The organism is uncultured Cytophaga sp. (genome assembly GCF_937863595.1).
GTDB lineage: Bacteria > Bacteroidota > Bacteroidia > Cytophagales > Cytophagaceae > Cytophaga.
Genome location: NZ_CALMGQ010000184.1, coordinates 1 through 18,506, shown reverse-complemented (window position 1 = coordinate 18,506; position 18,506 = coordinate 1). Strand labels below are relative to the sequence as shown.

Sequence of the window (18,506 nt, the reverse complement as noted above, 5' to 3'; positions counted from 1 at the left end):
TGATTATTCTTATTTTACATATTATCAACATTGGTTTTTTTTTTTTTTTATAAACAACACATTAGTGATTAATAGTAGTAGTAGTAGTAGTAGTAGTAGTAGTAGTAGTAGTAGTAGTAGTAGCTTGAATACTGTTGGCCTCAATCAATATAATTCAACATTTTTTGATCCTATTTCCCGTAATAACTATATTTATAATTTTCACCATCCTGATTATAAAAAACCTGATGTGGCTTTCCGTCAGTCCATTGCTGCTATACCATCGCCTGCTTGTTATGATGCACCTGTAATTTTAAAAGGTACAAGCAACATTACAGAAGATAGTTTGTTTTGGTTTATCAAAAAAGAACCTTCAATGGGCTGGCAAAAATATACAGATAAAATACTCAGTCTAAGCTTAAGTCCCGGCACATACACAACTAGCTTGGTTTCGTATAAATATTGTTTGGTAGATTCCGCCAGTCAGCAATTTGTATTGGAAGATTACCCAACAATACAGGTAACAGAAGACACGGTGTACACCTGCGATTCAAAACAGGTATACCTTCCAATAACACGTACTTATAAATATCAATGGTACAATTCGCATGCAGAACCTGTAGCACCTACAGTAAGCCAAGAAGGCTTATATACATTGGTTGTTACAAACAGTTGCGGCACTGCTAAAGATAGCCTGTACCTAGGCAATAGTATATTGAATGTTACCAATTTAGTAACCGTTAACAACGATGGTAAAAATGATTGCCTATATGCGCAATCAAACAACGCTAACGAAATTATTGCTTTGTCAGTTTATAATAGCTGGGGCAGTCGTATTTTTTACGACGCAGACTATAAAAACAATTGGTGTCCAGAAAATGAATTAAGCGATGGCGTATATTTTTATGAAACTACCTACAATAATAATTGTAGTAAAAAAGGCTGGGTACAAATAGTTCATTGAGTTTGGCTGGGTGTAGTGAAGTGTAGTGATTTATACCAAAACTAAATTCAATATAGACCAACATGTATTTTGACATTTCTAGGTTGTTGGGCCAGAAACGACACAACAACAGGTTGGTTCGAGGGTAGGTTATTATTGGCCTAATCAACATTCGACTATTTTTGAAGTAGCAATTGGTATTACCAATAAAAAAAGGAAAAAGTTAACTCTTTCCTTTTTTTATTGGGTAACCAAATACCCTCCGACTTTATACTCTGTACTCTATACTCAGTACTTTTCGTCTAGTACCTAGAAACTAGCAACTGGCAACTAAAATCAAACTCCCGCAACAACTTCCGTTACTTCCGGAACCATACGTTTTAATAAGTTCTCAATACCTGATTTTAATGTAACTGTAGAAGATGGGCAACCACTGCAAGACCCTTGTAATTGAACTTTTACAACACCATCAATGAATGATTCAAATATAATTGCACCACCATCTTGTTCCACTGCTGGGCGGATATATTCATCCAAAACCACTTTAATTTTTGTAACAACTTCTGATTCTCCTTCAACGGGTGTTGTGCTTGAAACAGGTTTTGGCATTTCTTTAATCAAAGGCTTACCTTCTTCCACATAGCCTTTAATTAAGGCTTTTATCATGCCATTTACTTCCTGCCAATCCATCTTTTCAGACTTTGTGACCGTAACAAAATTTGCGGCGATGAATACACGTTTTACGAAATCAAAACGAAATAAGTCTAATGCCAATGCACAGGATTCTGCTGAAGATGCAGTAGGAAAATCAATGCTTCCTTCTTCCATCAACATTTTGTCCGTAATAAATTTTAAGGTATTTGGGTTTGGAGTAGCTTCTGTATATACTTCAACCTCTATTTTTTTATTTTCCATGATTTCTCCGTTCTTATGCACTAACACCTTATTTAACAAACAGGTTCTACAAAGGTACGAATTTTAGGTTTTAGTTGCTAGTTACTGGACAAGGAACGGTATTTTAGGAAGGGATTTATGAATATGATTTATCTGAAAATCGGAATCAACTTGCTCTTTTCTGTTGGCGACTTACAGAAAAGTTTTTAGATGCGATATCCTATTGTTAATCTTAATGTTAGGGAGAATTCGGTAATGAAATAATTCGTTTTTTGATTCTGTTATTTTTTAAACAATAGATTTAAAGGCTGTTATATAAAATAATACTATTGTATTTGGAAATTGGCGAGAATTTCTACCTTTGATTTCCTTCCTATTTGGAAGGAAACGTCTGATTTAAAAGATTCAATACCGCCATATATGGAAAATAAAAGTGAAGTAGTTGATGCAGAAGTAGGGAAGACCATTCAAACAACCGTATATCCAATCCTGTTTGCCATTAGTGGAGCGCATTTATTAAATGACCTCATTCAACAATCTATTCCTTTGATGTATCCTGTTTTTAAGGAATCGTTAAATCTCAGTTTTACCGAAATTGGATTAATCACCTTTGTATTAAATTTTACCGCATCTTTACTGCAACCAGTAATAGGACTTTATACCGATGTGCACCCCAAGCCGTATTCATTACCTATTGGTATGTGTTTTACACTTGTGGGAATTATCTTTCTTGCCAATGCACCCAATCTGTATTATGTGTTGGGTTCTGTATGCGTTGTAGGTATTGGTTCTGCGATACTGCATCCCGAATCTTCTAGAGTAGCCTATATGGCTTCTGGTGGTTCTAAGAAAAGAGGCTTGGCTCAGTCCATCTTTCAGATTGGAGGAAATACAGGCAGTGCCTTAGCTGCTGTTGTTGTGGCTTGGCTTATTGCTCCCAAAGGACAATTTGGATTGATTTATTTAACGGTGTTTGCTGTTGCTGCAATTGTTATACAATCGCGCGTATCTATTTGGTATAAAAAATATTTATCGAATAGAACGAAGAAAAAAGTCGCATTAGAACAAACACATAACTTACCAAGAAAGAAAGTGGTGACTGCTTTGTCGTTATTGATTGTGTTGATCTTTTCGAAGTATGTCTATATCGCAAGCATTACAAGTTACTATACCTTTTATTTGAACAAAACATTTGGCTTAACAGTAGAGCAATCTCAGTTTTATTTGTTTATGTTCCTTGTATCGATGGCGATAGGTACCTTCCTCGGCGGACCAATCAGCGATCGATTTAATCGCAAACATGTTATCTGGTTTTCTATTTTAGGTGCTGCGCCATTTGCTTTGATGTTGCCCTATGCAAATTTATTTTGGTCGGGCATTTTATGCGTGCTGGTTGGTTTGGTTTTATCTTCCGCCTTTTCGGTTATATTGGTATACGCACAAGAGTTGATGCCAGGTAAGATTGGTATGGTGTCGGGTCTGTTCTTCGGACTAGCCTTTGGCATGGGCGGAATCGGCTCTGCTGTATTGGGATATGTTGCAGATCATACCTCCATTCAATATGCATTTAGAATTGCTTCGGTACTGCCATTGTTGGGTATGGTTGCAGGGTTTCTGCCTGATTTGAAAAAGGAAATGGCATCGTTTAATAAGGAAGTTGATACAAAATAATACTTTTTGAAATACAGCTGTATAATGTTTAAGTATAAAATCCTCTACGAATATATTTTTATAGAGGATTTTATATGTTAGATGGATGTATTTTTTAAATATTTTAGTCGAGTATAATTATGTTGGCATTTTTAATATTTACCAATATAATATATACTAATAACTGCCTTTATATATACGCCTTTTTTTAAAACTAGATCTGTTAACATAAGATAATATTTTTAATGAAACCTTTTAAAAAGGGAATGGAAGTTCATATTTTACAATAAAAAAAAGTATTTTTAAAACGAATTAAATCAGAATGAATTTTGATAATGGATTTCGCATTACATCAAAAATAAATGTTCATTTTTGATGTCTGTGCAATCTATTTTTAGTTGTTAGATTTAAGTATAGATATGTTTTTTTGCTATTCTATATTTCTAAAAAAAGCAATCAAATGAAATCGAATTTTTAATAGCGGAATCAGTACTATAAATTATAAAGAAAGAAGATGAATAATGAAATTGGTGAGAAAGGTGAAAATTTAAATTTATCACGAGCGTCAAGGTCGATGAATATAGATCCAGATGAAGAACGAATAAAAATATACGATTCATATCCGGCGGCCGGAAAGGTTATTAAATACTTTTGTATGTTTCTTTTATTAGGCATGCTAACGTATACCATTTATTTATTTTATTACGGACATTGGATTTGGGGTATACTCGGAATTGTAGGAACATTGGCTTTGGTATTACTTACTCTAGTTTTTGGTAATGCCACAAAAGAAATGGCTTATAAAAATGGATTGATCATTCCTGCAATTATAATAAATACGAATCCGATTGAAATATTGGCGATGGCAGACATGAGATCTATGGAAGAGCAAGAACCTATATATGGATTTTTAAAAATGCTTATTAAAGATCTGCCAAATCACAAAATAGAAATGTACGAAAAAATACCTTGTGTGAGTTTATTTGGAATGGCGATTAAGGGGTATAGGAGACACTTTGAGCCAAGACCTATAAGCTGGGGATATGAAGACGCAGGGCTCATTCCTAAAGTTGTAGACATTATTTCTGAAGAAGAAGTAACGAATGATGCTTTTAAAAATGAGTGGGAAATGTTGTATTATGTAAAGGATAAATTAAATAAAGATCTTGAATATGAAACTGCAGTTTTTTATGATGAAAATTTAGACGAAGTGGAACTATAAAACCGTTCCGCCTTTGTTGGCAACTCCACCACAAACCTCTCCGTGGTTGTGCCCTTTCGGCCAACCACCTGCTACTCTATGATGTTAAACGATCAATTTAAAGAGAAATTATTTACTTATCTAATACCACAATCTTAAATTTGAAACTATTTTATCATATCAGCTACGCATGAAAAAAATAATAAACAACCGCGTTTTATTAACTGCGACTATTAAAGGATGTAACCCTATATTAAAGCCTGATAAATATAAAATTAGTGTTCTCAATAAACTTAAGCAATTCATTCTTGAAAATAAAATTAAATCATAGAAATCATTTTAATCAAAAAAATCATAGTTCAGAAAATTTTCATAACATCATACAGCAGCAGGTGTTTGGCCGAAAAGACTCAACCACTGCGGGTTGGGATGGTTAGGAAATAGGTAGGTACCAACAGAGGCGGAGAAGCAGCTCTAATTCATTTCCTTTTACCGTACCTTTTTTACACCTTCAGTAAAGAGTATTTCTACACGCTGAAGGGCGAGGGCATGTTCTTTTTTTTTAATTAATTTAATTTCCATAATTTTTTAATAGTTAGAAATTGTATTCGCATCAATTAAATCGTATTCTTTATGTGTTCCGAAAAACAAAATAAATAATGCCTGAAATTAAAATTCTATATCTCCAATCAAATTAGGGTCGTATTTTTTCATTATGGTGTCAGGTATTTTTTCATCGAAATCAATGGATTCAGATAGATAATTATTGCAATTAGTTGAAATTAAGTCTGAAATTTTATAAACATATAACCAATTCGTTGAGTCATTTACGTCATAAATATTTTTCGATCCTATAATTAAATAGCCCTTAAAAGAAAATAATACTTTTATTGAAGAATTCTTAAAGCAAGGAAATAAAAACATTTTAACAATTTCTTGGTTTTTATTTATGAGAATAATTTTTGAGTTCTGTTTGCCCCCTCTGCCCCAATTCTCATGAGAACTTTTAATTTTTATAATATTTGGATCATTTGTTAATACAGTATATTCAACGTCTTCTAAAGAAGTGGTTTTTTCTATGTCACCAATGTCAAATGAATCTATTCCGATTATTTTTTTTTGTGAAATATCAATATATGCAAATGTATTTTTAAGTACTTTAGATTGTTTAGAAGAGAGGTAGTTATTCATAAAAAGAATAATTGAATCTCCCTTATTGAATAGTGATATTTTTCCTAAAGATTTTACTTGGAAAGAAACGACAGCTTTGGGGTAATCAATGCAAAATTGTTTTTTGTTAGTACAATTTGTGCTACATGTAATGAAGCATATTAGAAAAATAAAGATATAAATTAGATTGATTTTCATAAAACTTAATTATTTATAACACATGAAAATTAAATTAATAGCTAAATGTTATTCTGAAATAACATTTGAAGAAATTTAAAGGTCTACATACTCCGTACATTCCTCGTCTAGCAACTAGCACCTAGAACCTCGCAACTACTCATCTTCCATACCAGAAACAGCAATCGCAGCACTTGCATCGCCAGCAACATTCACAACCGTGCGAAACATATCTAACAAGCGATCTGGTGCCATAATAAGTGCAATGGCCGCAATGGGGATTTGCACGGAATCAAGTACAATAATGAGTGTGATCATGCCGGCACCAGGTATGCCTGCAGCACCAACAGCTGAGAGTGTTGCCGTAAGTGCAATGATGATAAGTTGTCCCAACGATAAGTCAATGCCCGTTGCTTGCGCAATAAATACCGCTGCAATGCTTTGATAAATTGCCGTGCCATCCATGTTTATGGTTGTACCCAGCGACAATACAAAATCGGATATTTCTTTCTTAATGTTAAAACCCGTTGAAACCCGTTCCATGGTTAGCGGTAAGGTAGCCGCACTGGAACTTGTTGAAAATGCCATTAAGAAAACAGGCTGCATGTTTTTGAAAAATGCTTTATACGATATCTTTGAAAACAGGCTTATAATAGTGGGGTAGAGAATAAAAAGAATTGTGGCAAGCCCCATTAATACCGTCATCATATAATACAATAAGGATAAAAACACCTGTGCATTAAAGCTAATGGATGCAATCAATGCAAATACACCGATTGGTGCCACAACCATTACCATTAAAACCAATTTCATGAAGGTCTCATTTAAGCCATCAATAAATTGTACCACAATGTCTGCTTTAGAAAGTTCTACTTTAGATAATGCGATTCCAAATAGTATGGAAAAAATTACTACCTGCAACATCATGCTGTTGTTTGCCAAGGCATGAAAAATATTATTGGGTATAATTTCTACCAACATATCCATCGCGCCTGTGTTTGCAGATTGTGCTTTTTCTATGATGGAATTTGTATTATCTTGATAGGATAGAAGCAAGGATGTTTTAGTGTGTTCTGGAATGGCTGCGCCTGGTTTTAGTAAGCTTGCCAAACCCAAGCCAATGATGGTGGATAGGAGGCAGGTGGCCGTAAATAAGGCTAAGGTGCGCCCACCAATTCTACCTAGTTTATCGAGGTCTTTTAAACCAGCGATTCCGCTGATGATTGAAGTCAATATCAGCGGAATCGCAAGCATTTGGAGCAGTTTAATAAATAAACTGCCGAATGGTTTTACATAAGATTGTGTCCATTCTGCACCATTGGGGATATAACTAGCAGCTATACTCCATCCAATACCAAGCACCATACCTATAAGAATTTGTAGGTGCAATGGTATCCTATTGTGTTTTTTATCAGTCAAAGCGAATGGCTTTGTTGCGTAAATAAAAATCAACCATAACAATGGCAGCCATTGCTTCTACGATTGGAACAGCACGTGGTACGACGCATGGATCGTGTCTGCCTTTGCCACTTACTGTTACCGTTTCACCCTTATCGTTGATGCTTTCTTGATCAATCATAATGGTCGCAACAGGCTTAAATGCCACGCGGAAATAAATATCTTCGCCATTGCTGATACCACCTTGTATGCCACCGGAGTGGTTTGTTTGTGTACGTACATTTCCTTCTTCGTCTGCATAGAATTTGTCGTTGTGTTGCGAACCAAATTGTTCTACACCTTCAAACCCACTTCCGTATTCAAATCCTTTTACAGCATTGATGCTCAACATAGCTTTGCCCAATTCAGCATGTAGTTTATCAAATACGGGTTCGCCTAATCCAACGGGAGAACCTTCAATCACGCAACTTACAACACCACCTACGGTATCTCTATCTTTGCGTGTTTGGTCGATAAAATCAATCATCTTTTCTGCCATCACATCATCCGGACAACGGATGATGTTGTTTTCCGCATTCGGAATATTTAATGCTTTATAATCTGTAGTAAGTTTTAATGGTCCTACTTGAGATACATAGGCTTGTATTTTGATATTGGCTTTAGCTAAAATCATTTTTGCTAAAGCACCTGCAGCAACCCGCGCAAGTGTTTCACGAGCAGAACTTCTACCGCCACCGCGGTAATCACGAAAGCCGTATTTTTCTTGGTAGGTATAATCTGCATGCGAAGGTCGGTAACGATCTGCAATGTGCGAATAATCTTTGCTGCGTTGATCCGCATTGCGCACCATCATTGCGATGGGTGTGCCTGTTGATTTCCCTTCAAAGATGCCAGATAAAATTTCTATTTCATCGTCTTCTTGACGTTGCGTTACAATCTTAGATTGACCAGGCTTTCGGCGAGCCATTTCAGATTGAATAAACGCGATGTCAATTTCGATGTTCGGTGGACAACCGTCCACTACTACTCCTACAGCATTACCATGAGATTCACCAAATGTGGTAATGCGAAATATTGTGCCGTATGTATTGCTCATTTTTTTATTACAAGAATTGCGGTAACTACTAACATAATCAAAATAATTAGGTTCGCCAAGTAGTTGAACAAATCATTCTGATTGCTATTGAATAGGGTATTGTTGGTTTGTTTTGTGTATCGATTGTAAAATGCATCGTTGGTTAACATCGCATTGCTTTCACTTATTCTGTCTCCATATACCGTCAGTACAGATTTTGGATAAATAGTGTCGTATTGGCCTTTGACTGGATTGAAATAAATATATCGAAATGCGTCGGATAGATTGTACTCTCCGCTTCGTAATGGATTTATTTGGTATTTCAATTCTTTACGAACACGCCATTGTTCGCCGTCGAGAATACGAAGTGAAACAATTTCTTCACCCATCAATTCCATATCTGAGGATGTAAATTCAAAACTGCCAATAGAAGAAGGGTCTGTGTTTGTTTCCATTACAATTGTAAGGTAGGTGGCTTGCCCGTTGCGAATACGTTTAGAATCTAAATAGTCTTTGATGTAAAACATTCCAACAGGTATTATTTTCTTTGCGCCAACATTAGGCAACTCTTTCACATGAATGGATATCACTTTGTCTTTAAGTACAATTTTTTCAGGTAAGCGTACAATACCTTCATCATGCGTTCCTTTTTTATAGGCATATACATACCACTCTGTAGAAGGGATGATAAAATCACCAGCATTTTGTGGGAATAAAAACTGATCGAGCACTGTTAATTGGAGATACTCTTTATTGTCTTTTGTTATGGTATCTCTTTTGAAAGCATTTCCTAAATCTCTATTTTGAATGAGGCAATTGTTATTTTTAATTGTTTTTTTTATCAAGTCGATTTGTTCTTGACTTTCTATAAAGGTGAATGGAATCGTATTGTCTAGCGGTATCAATAAATAGCCCTTTATATGTAAAGGCTGCATGGGATATAAATCTCTGGTAGATGCAGATATGTGCCATTCGATAGCAGGAATCTCTAATTGCAACTTCGTTTTACCAATCCAGGATTCTACGGGTGGTTCAATTGGCTCATCTGAAACAAGCGAAGAAATCGTAACTGTAAATGCAGGATTTACAAACGTTTTATTTTTTGTAGGAATACTAATTGATGGAACGTTTTTTACCCCAATCTTTATGGGTTCGTACCATTGAGTAATGGTGTATGTTTTATCTGCGCCCTCTTTTTCATAGAAATAGGTATGTGATTTAATCATATCTGCTATATCTGGAAATTGATAGCTTTTGTATGCGTTAAACTCTTTTTTACCGTCTTTTGAAAATGTAATAGATATACTAAAAAAATCATTTTTATGTAAAACAGTATTGTTGTGTTTAAAAGAAATAGTTTGACTATTTGAAGAATGGCTGAATGCTAATCCTAAAAATATAATAATCAAGAGTCTATTTATGGTATTAAAATTCAATTTTTGATCCTTTTAAGGCTATTTTATACAAAAATGACAAATAAAGTCGATAATACGTATCCATTCGATAACCTTTAATGTAAGTTTCTCGTTAAAATTTAAAGTTTTCATTTAAAAAACCAATTACAAACTGTATGTTAAACTATGCAAAATTTATTCTTGAAAAAGTGAGCTTTGATCAGCAACTATTTGAGAAAGAATTGATCAAACATTTAAGTGAGTTAATAATTGAAGAGGTGGTGGAATTGCGAAATTGGTGTTATGAACACTTTGGAGGTAAATACGCTACCGTTTTAAACAGATGTTTTGCCTAATAGTCTTTTTTTAAAAATGCTAAATTTCTAGAGAGCCCTTCGATTTTTGTTCTTTTTAAAGGTGAACCCTTAAAAAGTTCATTGAATACATCTTTGGTGATTTCTTTTAATGGCATTTCAAAGTATTTTTTGAGTTCTTCCGAAGGGGAGAACTCTTTTGTTTTATTGGGGGTAGCAAAACGATTCCATGGACACACTTCTTGACAGATATCACAACCAAATGCCCAGCCTTTCATCTGATCTTTAAACTCCGTTGGTATTTGTTCTTTTAACTCGATTGTTAAATACGAAATGCATTTGCTTGCATTTACCTGATACGGCTCTGTGATGGCATCGGTCGGGCACGCATCGATGCAACGTGTGCATGTTCCGCAGTAATCTTTAATGGGACCATCTGTATCCAATTCCAAATCCAAAATTAGTTCGCCGATAAAAAAATAGCTACCGCTGTCTTTTGTAATCAATAAGGTATGTTTACCAACCCAGCCCAATCCGCTTTTCTCTGCCCAAGCTTTATCCATCACCGGAGCTGAATCCACAAATGCTCTGCCCGAGACTTCACCAATGTGTTCGGTGATATACTGCATCATCAGTTTAAATTTGTCTTTTACGACATAGTGGTAATCTTCTCCGTAGGCGTAGCGGGATAGTTTATTATCACCTTCTGAGAGAATTGTATCTTCTGGGTTTGGCGTGTAGTTGAGTAAAACCGAAACAACGGATTTAGCACCGTCTACTAATTTTCTGGGGTCAAGGCGCTTGTCGAAATAGTTTTCAATCCAAGCCATGGTGCCATGCTGATTGCGGTTCAGCCAAGACTCTAGCCTGGGAGCTTCCTTTTCTAAAAAATCTGCTTTTGATATTCCGCAGTAATCGAAGCCCACTAATTTGGCAGCTTCTTTCACAATACGCGTGTTGTGCGCTATTTGTAAAGAAGCCATTATTTATTCGAATAATGTACCTGATTGTGCAGGTGGTGTGCGTTGCAAATGTTTGTAAGCAAGTGGCGTAACTTCTCTACCACGTGGTGTACGCTTTAAGTAGCCTTCTTGAATTAAGAATGGTTCGTATACCTCTTCTATGGTTTCAGCTTCTTCGCTTACTGCTGTTGCAATTGTTGTTAAGCCTACTGGTCCACCTTTAAATTTATCCATAATGGTCGTTAGGATTCGTGTATCCATATCGTCCAAGCCATTTTGATCTACATTTAAAGCAGAAAGTGCAATGCGTGCAATTTCAAGCGTAATGGTGCCATCACCTTTCATTTGTGCAAAGTCTCTGGTACGTCTTAATAAATTATTTGCAATACGTGGCGTGCCTCTGCTTCTGCGAGCAATTTCATATGCTGCAGTTTCTAAAATGGGTGTATTTAATAATTCAGATGAGCGGAGTACAATTTGTGTTAATAGTTTTGCATCGTAATATTCCAAACGTGCATTGATACCAAAACGTGCACGTAAGGGCGATGTGAGCAAACCTGCACGTGTAGTGGCACCGATGAGTGTAAACGGATTTAAGCCAATTTGAATACTGCGTGCATTTGCTCCAGAATCCAGCATGATGTCAATCTTATAATCTTCCATGGCAGAGTATAAATACTCTTCCACAACAGAATTTAAACGATGTATCTCATCAATAAACAACACATCATTGGTTTGTAAATTGGTAAGCAAACCTGCTAAATCACCTGGCTTTTCTAATACAGGACCAGAAGTGATCTTTATACTTGCATTTAATTCGTTGGCAATAATATTGGAAAGTGTTGTCTTTCCAAGTCCAGGAGGGCCGTGCAACAATACATGGTCTAAAGGTTCTCCACGTTGTTTTGCAGCACCAACAAAAACCTTCAGATTTTCTAAAATTTTATCTTGCCCCGCAAAATCATCAAAAGAAAGCGGACGCAATGCCCGTTCAATCTCCTTTTCATTGGGAGTGAATTGTTCGTCGTCTGATTGTAGGTATTCTTCACGCATTGGTACAAAGATAGTGAATAAGTTTTAAGTGTAAAGTTTTAAGTTATAAGGCGATTCTCTTTAAACTTATTACATAGAACGTAGAACATAGATTCTTAAATGAACTTCCTTTTGATTATTATTGTATTCTATTCCGATTAACACAAATACATAATTATGGCTGAATTGCAGAAAGAATGGTTTGATACATGGTTTGATACACCTTATTACCATATTTTGTATAGCAACCGCGACAATTCGGAAGCTGAAGTGTTTCTGACGAATTTAATGAATCATTTATCTGTTCCTCAGGGTGCTAGCATTCTAGACTTGCCATGTGGAAAGGGTAGACATACCTTATTTTTAGCAGAAAAGGGATTTACTCTTACAGGGGCAGACTTATCGAATGAAAGTATTTCATTGGCAAAGTCGTATGCTCCAGAAGGCGTTACTTTTTTAGTACATGATTTGCGTAAGCCTGCTTGGAATGAAACATTTGATTACGTATTAAATTTATTTACAAGTTTTGGATATTTTGAAACGGAAGCAGAAGATCGTGCAGCGTTTACAACTCTTTCTAAAGCATTGAAAACAGGAGGGAAGTTGGTGATTGATTTTATGAATGTTACCCATGCACTCAATATGTTGAAGGAGGAAGAAACAAAAGTTATTCAAGGAATTGAGTTTCGATTGAAGCGCTATTTAAAAGATGGGTACATCCATAAAGAAATTCGCTTTGAAGCAGATGACACGCCGTATTTCTTTACGGAACGGGTGAAAGCATTAAGTTTAGAAGATTTTAAAGAATTCTTTACCTTTGCAGGCCTAACATTGGTAGATACCTTTGGGAGCTATCAATTGGAAGCGTATGATGCTAAGGAGTCGGATCGATTAATTATGATTGCTAAAAAATAATTCCATGTTACTAAATGCTCTAATTTTATTTTTAGTTGGTTTTGTACCAGCATTACTTGTGTATTTTACGACAGCACGAGGTACTGAAAATTTTAAATTTATACTTTCTTTTAGTGGAGCGTATTTATTTTCTATAACGGTAATTCATATTTTACCTGAAGCCGTTACCGAATCTGGTAACTTTAAATTAGCGGGTATATTTGTATTGCTTGGGTATTTCTTACAAATGTTGATTGAATATTTTTCAACAGGTGTGGAGCATGGGCACATACATTTGCATGACAATGATACAGGGTCTAAAAAATATTTCATCATGCTGGCCATGTGTGTACATGGTTTGCTTGAAGGGTCGTTATTGATGCACCCTTCCCATATGCATGCAGAAGGCGATCATAATACCTTATTGATTGGATTAGTGTTACACAAACTCCCAGAAGCATTTGCATTGGCAGCAGTATTAATTGGTTTGTTAAAGTACCGCGTGTCTATTTTCGGCTGGCAATTGGTATTTGCCTTGGCATCACCACTTGGTTTATTTGCGAGTGATTACTTATCCGACCAAGGCATTTTAGATGCAGAAGGTATGGGATTGTTGTTTGCGTTGTTAGCAGGTAATTTCTTATATATCTCAACAACCATATTTTTCGAATCCAATCCACAGCATAAGTTTAAGGCCAGTCGATTGGTTATGTCTGTATTGGGTGCAGTTACAGCAGTGGTGGTTGAATATGTGTTGGGGTAGATTACACGCAATTTATTGTATTACAATTAGTATTCGCCGCGGCAGATAGCGAAGCGCTATGGTTAGAAATTGGCATTGGTCTGACCACTTTTTTTGTGGTCCGACCAATGTGACTGAGCTGTAAAATATCAATCTATGACTCTAAAAGACGCAATAAATTACGTCTCTACTTAGTGAATAATTTGAACCCAGCCCTTTTTACTGCAATTGTTGTTGTATGTAGCTTCGTAATAATATACCCCATCACTTAACTCATTGTTCGGACACCAATTATTTTTATAATTATTGTCTGAAAAAATACTGCTGCCCCAGGAATTATAAATACTCATGCGAATAATTTCAGTTGCATTGTTTGAAATGGCATACAAACAATCGTTTTTGTTGTCGTTGTTTGCTGTTACAAGATTGGTAACATTAAGTGTACTGTTATTAAGATAGAGACTATCTTCTTTTGTACCGCAGCTATTTTTTACAAGCATGTTGTATTGCCCTGTTTCTGAAACCAAATTGCCAACAATTTCTTTGTATTCATTAAGCCAATAATACTTGTAGGTATTGTTGTTGGGTAGTGTTACAGACTTAGACTCGCAGGTGTATAACGTATCGTCTGCTAGGTTTACTTTTGGATAATCTTCAATAGTAAATTGTTGCGTAGCGCTATCTGCCAAACAGTATTTGTATGAAACCAAACTGGCCGTGTATGTGCCCGGACTTACAGGCAAATCAAAGGTGTCTGCATTAAAACGCTGCCATTTGTTTTGCCCTGTTTTTTTAACTACCCAGTATAAACTGTCTACAGGTATAGTTGTATTCCCTTTTAATGTAAGGGGTGTAGTAAAACACGAAGGCGATGCTACCTTATTTGAAATAGATTGTGCAACCGGAAAAGCGTTGGGCTTTTTATAATCTGGGTGATAGAAGTTGTAGATATAATTGTTGCGGGCAATGTAGGTATAAAGGACTTTGTCATCAGGCTGATCAATCGACGGAAGCATTAATGAATCACTTAAATTACTGGATACAAATGGTTGTTCAATATGTTTAATTGCGCCCAGATAACTGACATATTTAAAACCATTATTATTAGGTTTAAGTGTTACTTTATAGATAATGATATCATTACTTTTTCCATAATCAACCCCTGAATAAAGATTATCAGAAGTGCCTTTATTATAGTTAAAAGCAATTGATGTACCAGAGCTTAACTCATATTGGTATATCCAGACAGAAGCGAATAGATTACTATCATGATAATATAAATACTTAGAATCATGAGAAAACAAATTTGCATCAACACCACTTTGTACAGTAATTGTTTTTAATACATTGAAATCAAACAATCCAGTTTGATTATCAAACGGAGCTACAAATAAATAAAAAGGAGTTGTTGTTAAAGTTGAGGGATTTCGATCAGATATTTTACTTCCTGGGAAAGCCGCATAATCTCCCTTTGTAGAATATACAATCTGAAAGCCTGCCTGTGCAGATGGTGAATAAGATATATAGTAAGGCTTATCTTGATATTCAAAATCAGGAATTATATTTACAATTGGTTTTTTAATTTCGCAGGAATTTACTTGATAATTTAAAATTTTATTACTTCTATATTCCAATACAGAAACCCATGTATCAATATTGTTTTGATGTTTGATGCCGCTTATGGATGGGGCTACAGAGTCCTTCAAGAAAATATTTTTACTTATTACCTTGCCTTTTCCTCCATTGCCATGCATATCAATAATGTGGTATTCTAGTTTGCATAAATCCCAAAATTTTCCACACTCATTTGGATAATAACAACTTGTCACATCATCTATTGGCCTGTTCGTAACATAATTCCAATTCTCTTCGTGTGGTATAGTCTCAAACAAATAGTAATATCTACGGTTGCCTTCTTCTATGGGTACAATAAGTGCATTATTATAATACGAACTGAAATTATATTTATGCAAGCCTCCGTTTTGCATGATTTTACCATCAGCTTTATATATAGACGTGCCATCATAATAAAAAAGCAAATTGCCCAATGTATCACAAATAGAATTTGAGTGAGGAGTTTGCAAATCTCCTTTATAGTTGGTATTATAAGGATTGTAAAAATCGGTATTTGTAACAGTTACTTTAGGGGTAGTAGAATTGAATTTTAAAATGTATTTAAAACCAATAACACGTTGATCGGTTTCGTGCTGAGCAAAAAGTATAGTTGAAAGAAGATTGAATGTAATAGCTAGTGATAATCTAATTCTCATATATTTATAAAAGGCAGTACGTATCCATCTACAAGATAAGAATACGCACTGCCTTTTGTTTAATTTTATACTTAATATTTAATATTATCTATATATTTTGCGTTTCGCAAAACCAAAGATAGTGCAGTGCACTAAATCCAGACGCAATAAATTGCGTCTCTACCTTAGTGAATAATTTGAACCCAGCCCTTTTTACTACAATTGTTGTTGTATGTAGCTTCGTAATAATACACACCATCGCTTAACTCATTATTTGGGCACCAATTGTTTTTATAGTTATTATCTGAAAAAATACTGCTGCCCCAAGAATTATAAATGGTCATGCGAATGATTTCATTGGCATTGTTTGAAATGGCATACAAACAATCGTTTTTATTGTCATTATTGGCGGTGACCAAATTTGTGACGTCGAGCGTGCTATTTTTAAGATACAGACTATCTTCTTTGCTGCCACAACTATTTTTTACAACCATGTTGTATTGCCCTGTTTCTGAAACTTGATTGGAGGCAACTTCTCTATGCTCATTGAGCCAATAATACTTGCAGGTATTGTTGCTGGGTAGTGTTACAGTTTTTGAATCGCAGGTGTACAACGTATCGTCTGCTAGGGTTACTTTTGGATAATCTTCAATAGTAAATTGTTGCGTAGCGCTATCTGCCAAACAGTATTTATAGGAAACCAAACTAGCGGTGTAGGTACCCGGACTAACAGGTAAATCAAAGGTATCTGCATTAAAACGCTGCCAATTGTTTTGCCCTGGTTTTTTTATGACCCAATACAAACTGTCTGCAGGTATAGTTGTATTTCCTTTTAATGTAAGGGGTGTAGTAAAACACAAAGGCGATGCTACGGTATTTGAAATAGACTTTGCAACTGAAAATGCAGTTGGCTTTTTATAATCTGGGTGATAGAAGTTGTAGATGTAATTGTTGCGGGCGATATAGGTGTATTTTGGAATGTCATCTGGTTGTTCCATTGCAGGCAGTGATAATGAATCTACTAAATTGCTAGGTATAAAGGGCTGGTGAATATTTTTAATTTCACCTAAGTAGCTAACAAATTTATTACTTCCACTTTGTGGCTTTACTCTATATTTATATATAAGGATGGTATTGTCTCTTCCATAATCCGTTCCTGAAAAGCTATTGTCAAAAGGGATATTATTATAATATAGTGGTATAGAAATGCCTGTGTTAATTTCATATTGATATATCCATACAAGTGAAAAGAAATCACTATCATTATAATACAAATATTTTGAATCGTGTGAAAATAAATGTGCATCTACCCCATTGCGTGCATGAATTATATGTAGCAAGTTAAAATTGAATACGCCCGTTTGGTTGTCAAATGGTGCGATATACAAATAATAAGGAATAGAAGATATTGAAGCATTGTCTGAAATTTTATTTCCTGGAAATGCGCCAAAATCTCCTTTAGTAGAATACACAAGTTGGTAGCCGTTATACGATAATGGGGAATAAGGTATATAAAATGGATTTTCTTTGTATTCAAAATTAGGAATTTCATTTACAACAGGCTCTTTAATTTCACATGAATTTACACGATAATTTAAAATTTTATTGCTGCGATATTCCAATACAGAAACCCAAGTGTCAACATTGTTTTGATGTTTGATACCACTAATGGAAGGTGCTACAGAGTCCTTCAAGAAAATATTTTTGCTTATTATGTTACCTTTTCCTCCATTGCCATGCATATCAATAATGTGGTATTCTAGTTTGCATAAATCCCAAAATTTAAAACAATAGGTATTTATGGGGCAGTTTAAAGGAACATTACGAATATAATCCCAATTCTCTTCATGCGGTAAAGTTTCGAACAAATAGTAATATCTGCGATTACCTTCTTCAATAGGCACAATTAGGCTTGTTGCATATAGGGAGCTGAAATTGTATGTGTGTAATTGTCCATTATTCATTACTTGTCCATTGGGTTCATACACGTTTGTGCCATCGTAATAAAAAAGTATGTTGCCTAAGGTGTCGCAAATAGAATTTGCATGAGGAGTCTGTAAATCTCCTTTGTAGTTTGGATTATAAGGATTGTATAAATTGGTATTTGTAACCGTTACTTTAGGGGTAGTAGAATTGAATTTCAATATGTATTTAAAACCAATAACACGTTGATCGGTTTCGTGCTGAGCAAAAAGTATAGTTGAAAGAAGATTGAATGTAATAGCTAGTGATAATCTAATTCTCATATGTATAAAAGGCAGTACGTATCCATCTACAAGATAAGAATACGCACTGCCTTTTTGTTTAATTTTATACTTAATATTTAACATTATCTATATATTTTGCGCTTCGCAAAACCAAAGATAGTGCAGTGCAATAAATCCAGACGCAATAAATTGCGTCTCTACCTTAGTGAATAATTTGAACCCAGC

General features: G+C 35.1%; 15 protein-coding genes. 6 read left to right on the top strand and 9 right to left on the bottom strand.

The genetic code is table 11. The features are described from left to right. Positions 1-943: gliding motility-associated C-terminal domain-containing protein (locus Q0543_RS16405; RefSeq protein ID WP_299255599.1), on the top strand; the 943-nt coding region annotated here is incomplete at its 5' end. 315 nt (positions 944-1,258) lie between these two features. Here Q0543_RS16405 and Q0543_RS16400 read toward each other — a convergent pair. Next, positions 1,259-1,837: a NifU family protein gene (locus Q0543_RS16400; RefSeq protein ID WP_299255597.1), complete on the bottom strand. Its 579-nt coding sequence runs from the start codon at positions 1,835-1,837 to the stop codon at positions 1,259-1,261. Between the two features lie 399 nt (positions 1,838-2,236). Here Q0543_RS16400 and Q0543_RS16395 point away from each other — a divergent pair, with 399 nt between their 5' ends. Further along, complete coding sequence (locus tag Q0543_RS16395) at positions 2,237-3,487, top strand: MFS transporter (RefSeq protein ID WP_299255595.1); 1,251 nt, start codon at positions 2,237-2,239, stop codon at positions 3,485-3,487. Positions 3,488-3,980: 493 nt separating this feature from the next. Beyond that, positions 3,981-4,688, top strand: coding sequence for a DUF3239 domain-containing protein (locus Q0543_RS16390; protein ID WP_299255593.1), 708 nt, complete (start codon positions 3,981-3,983; stop codon positions 4,686-4,688). Between the two features lie 648 nt (positions 4,689-5,336). Here the strand turns inward: Q0543_RS16390 and Q0543_RS16385 are convergent. The 4 genes from Q0543_RS16385 to Q0543_RS16370 form a co-directional block, all read right to left on the bottom strand. Further along, on the bottom strand, positions 5,337-5,858 hold the full coding sequence (locus tag Q0543_RS16385) for a hypothetical protein (RefSeq protein ID WP_299255591.1): 522 nt from the start codon (positions 5,856-5,858) through the stop codon (positions 5,337-5,339). 312 nt (positions 5,859-6,170) lie between these two features. Further along, a complete protein-coding gene (locus Q0543_RS16380) occupies positions 6,171-7,403 on the bottom strand; it encodes a dicarboxylate/amino acid:cation symporter (protein WP_299255601.1) in 1,233 nt (410 codons plus the stop codon). 22 nt (positions 7,404-7,425) lie between these two features. Further along, entirely contained in the window at positions 7,426-8,508 is a 1,083-nt protein-coding gene (gene aroC / locus Q0543_RS16375) for a chorismate synthase (RefSeq protein WP_299255589.1), read from the bottom strand. Further along, positions 8,505-9,896, bottom strand: coding sequence for a hypothetical protein (locus Q0543_RS16370; protein WP_299255586.1), 1,392 nt, complete (start codon positions 9,894-9,896; stop codon positions 8,505-8,507). Before Q0543_RS16370 ends, aroC begins: the two co-directional genes overlap by 4 nt. 161 nt (positions 9,897-10,057) lie before the next feature. Here Q0543_RS16370 and Q0543_RS16365 point away from each other — a divergent pair, with 161 nt between their 5' ends. After that, positions 10,058-10,237: a hypothetical protein gene (locus tag Q0543_RS16365; protein ID WP_299255584.1), complete on the top strand. Its 180-nt coding sequence runs from the start codon at positions 10,058-10,060 to the stop codon at positions 10,235-10,237. Here Q0543_RS16365 and queG read toward each other — a convergent pair. Beyond that, the gene (queG, locus tag Q0543_RS16360; protein WP_299255582.1) at positions 10,234-11,178 is read right to left on the bottom strand and encodes a tRNA epoxyqueuosine(34) reductase QueG; all 945 of its coding nucleotides are present in this window, start codon (positions 11,176-11,178) and stop codon (positions 10,234-10,236) included. The two genes, Q0543_RS16365 and queG, sit on opposite strands and share 4 nt — an antisense overlap. Positions 11,179-11,181: 3 nt before the next feature. Further along, positions 11,182-12,210 carry a Holliday junction branch migration DNA helicase RuvB gene (gene ruvB / locus Q0543_RS16355; RefSeq protein WP_299255580.1) on the bottom strand — a complete coding sequence of 343 codons (1,029 nt, stop codon included), beginning with the start codon at positions 12,208-12,210 and terminating at the stop codon, positions 11,182-11,184. A gap of 156 nt (positions 12,211-12,366) precedes the next feature. Here ruvB and Q0543_RS16350 point away from each other — a divergent pair, with 156 nt between their 5' ends. Then, on the top strand, positions 12,367-13,104 hold the full coding sequence (locus Q0543_RS16350) for a class I SAM-dependent methyltransferase (RefSeq protein WP_299255578.1): 738 nt from the start codon (positions 12,367-12,369) through the stop codon (positions 13,102-13,104). Positions 13,105-13,108: 4 nt separating this feature from the next. Beyond that, the gene (locus Q0543_RS16345; protein ID WP_299255576.1) at positions 13,109-13,846 is read left to right on the top strand and encodes a ZIP family metal transporter; all 738 of its coding nucleotides are present in this window, start codon (positions 13,109-13,111) and stop codon (positions 13,844-13,846) included. Between the two features lie 170 nt (positions 13,847-14,016). Here the strand turns inward: Q0543_RS16345 and Q0543_RS16340 are convergent, their stop codons facing one another. Both Q0543_RS16340 and Q0543_RS16335 read right to left on the bottom strand, forming a co-directional pair. After that, positions 14,017-16,095, bottom strand: coding sequence for a gliding motility-associated C-terminal domain-containing protein (locus Q0543_RS16340; protein WP_299255574.1), 2,079 nt, complete (start codon positions 16,093-16,095; stop codon positions 14,017-14,019). A gap of 164 nt (positions 16,096-16,259) precedes the next feature. Continuing rightward, positions 16,260-18,320 (bottom strand): gliding motility-associated C-terminal domain-containing protein, encoded by a 2,061-nt coding sequence (locus Q0543_RS16335; protein ID WP_299255572.1) that lies wholly within the window; start codon positions 18,318-18,320, stop codon positions 16,260-16,262. Positions 18,321-18,506 lie beyond the last annotated feature (186 nt).

Coding starts and splice junctions, on each gene's coding strand:
- queG (WP_299255582.1), bottom strand. CDS start 11,178: ATGGCTTCTTTACAAATAGCGCACAACACGCGTATTGTGAAAGAAGCT.
- Q0543_RS16395 (WP_299255595.1), top strand. CDS start 2,237: ATGGAAAATAAAAGTGAAGTAGTTGATGCAGAAGTAGGGAAGACCATT.
- Q0543_RS16335 (WP_299255572.1), bottom strand. CDS start 18,320: ATGAGAATTAGATTATCACTAGCTATTACATTCAATCTTCTTTCAACT.
- Q0543_RS16400 (WP_299255597.1), bottom strand. CDS start 1,837: ATGGAAAATAAAAAAATAGAGGTTGAAGTATATACAGAAGCTACTCCA.
- Q0543_RS16340 (WP_299255574.1), bottom strand. CDS start 16,095: ATGAGAATTAGATTATCACTAGCTATTACATTCAATCTTCTTTCAACT.
- Q0543_RS16385 (WP_299255591.1), bottom strand. CDS start 5,858: ATGAATAACTACCTCTCTTCTAAACAATCTAAAGTACTTAAAAATACA.
- Q0543_RS16345 (WP_299255576.1), top strand. CDS start 13,109: ATGTTACTAAATGCTCTAATTTTATTTTTAGTTGGTTTTGTACCAGCA.
- aroC (WP_299255589.1), bottom strand. CDS start 8,508: ATGAGCAATACATACGGCACAATATTTCGCATTACCACATTTGGTGAA.
- Q0543_RS16365 (WP_299255584.1), top strand. CDS start 10,058: ATGTTAAACTATGCAAAATTTATTCTTGAAAAAGTGAGCTTTGATCAG.
- ruvB (WP_299255580.1), bottom strand. CDS start 12,210: ATGCGTGAAGAATACCTACAATCAGACGACGAACAATTCACTCCCAAT.
- Q0543_RS16390 (WP_299255593.1), top strand. CDS start 3,981: ATGAATAATGAAATTGGTGAGAAAGGTGAAAATTTAAATTTATCACGA.
- Q0543_RS16350 (WP_299255578.1), top strand. CDS start 12,367: ATGGCTGAATTGCAGAAAGAATGGTTTGATACATGGTTTGATACACCT.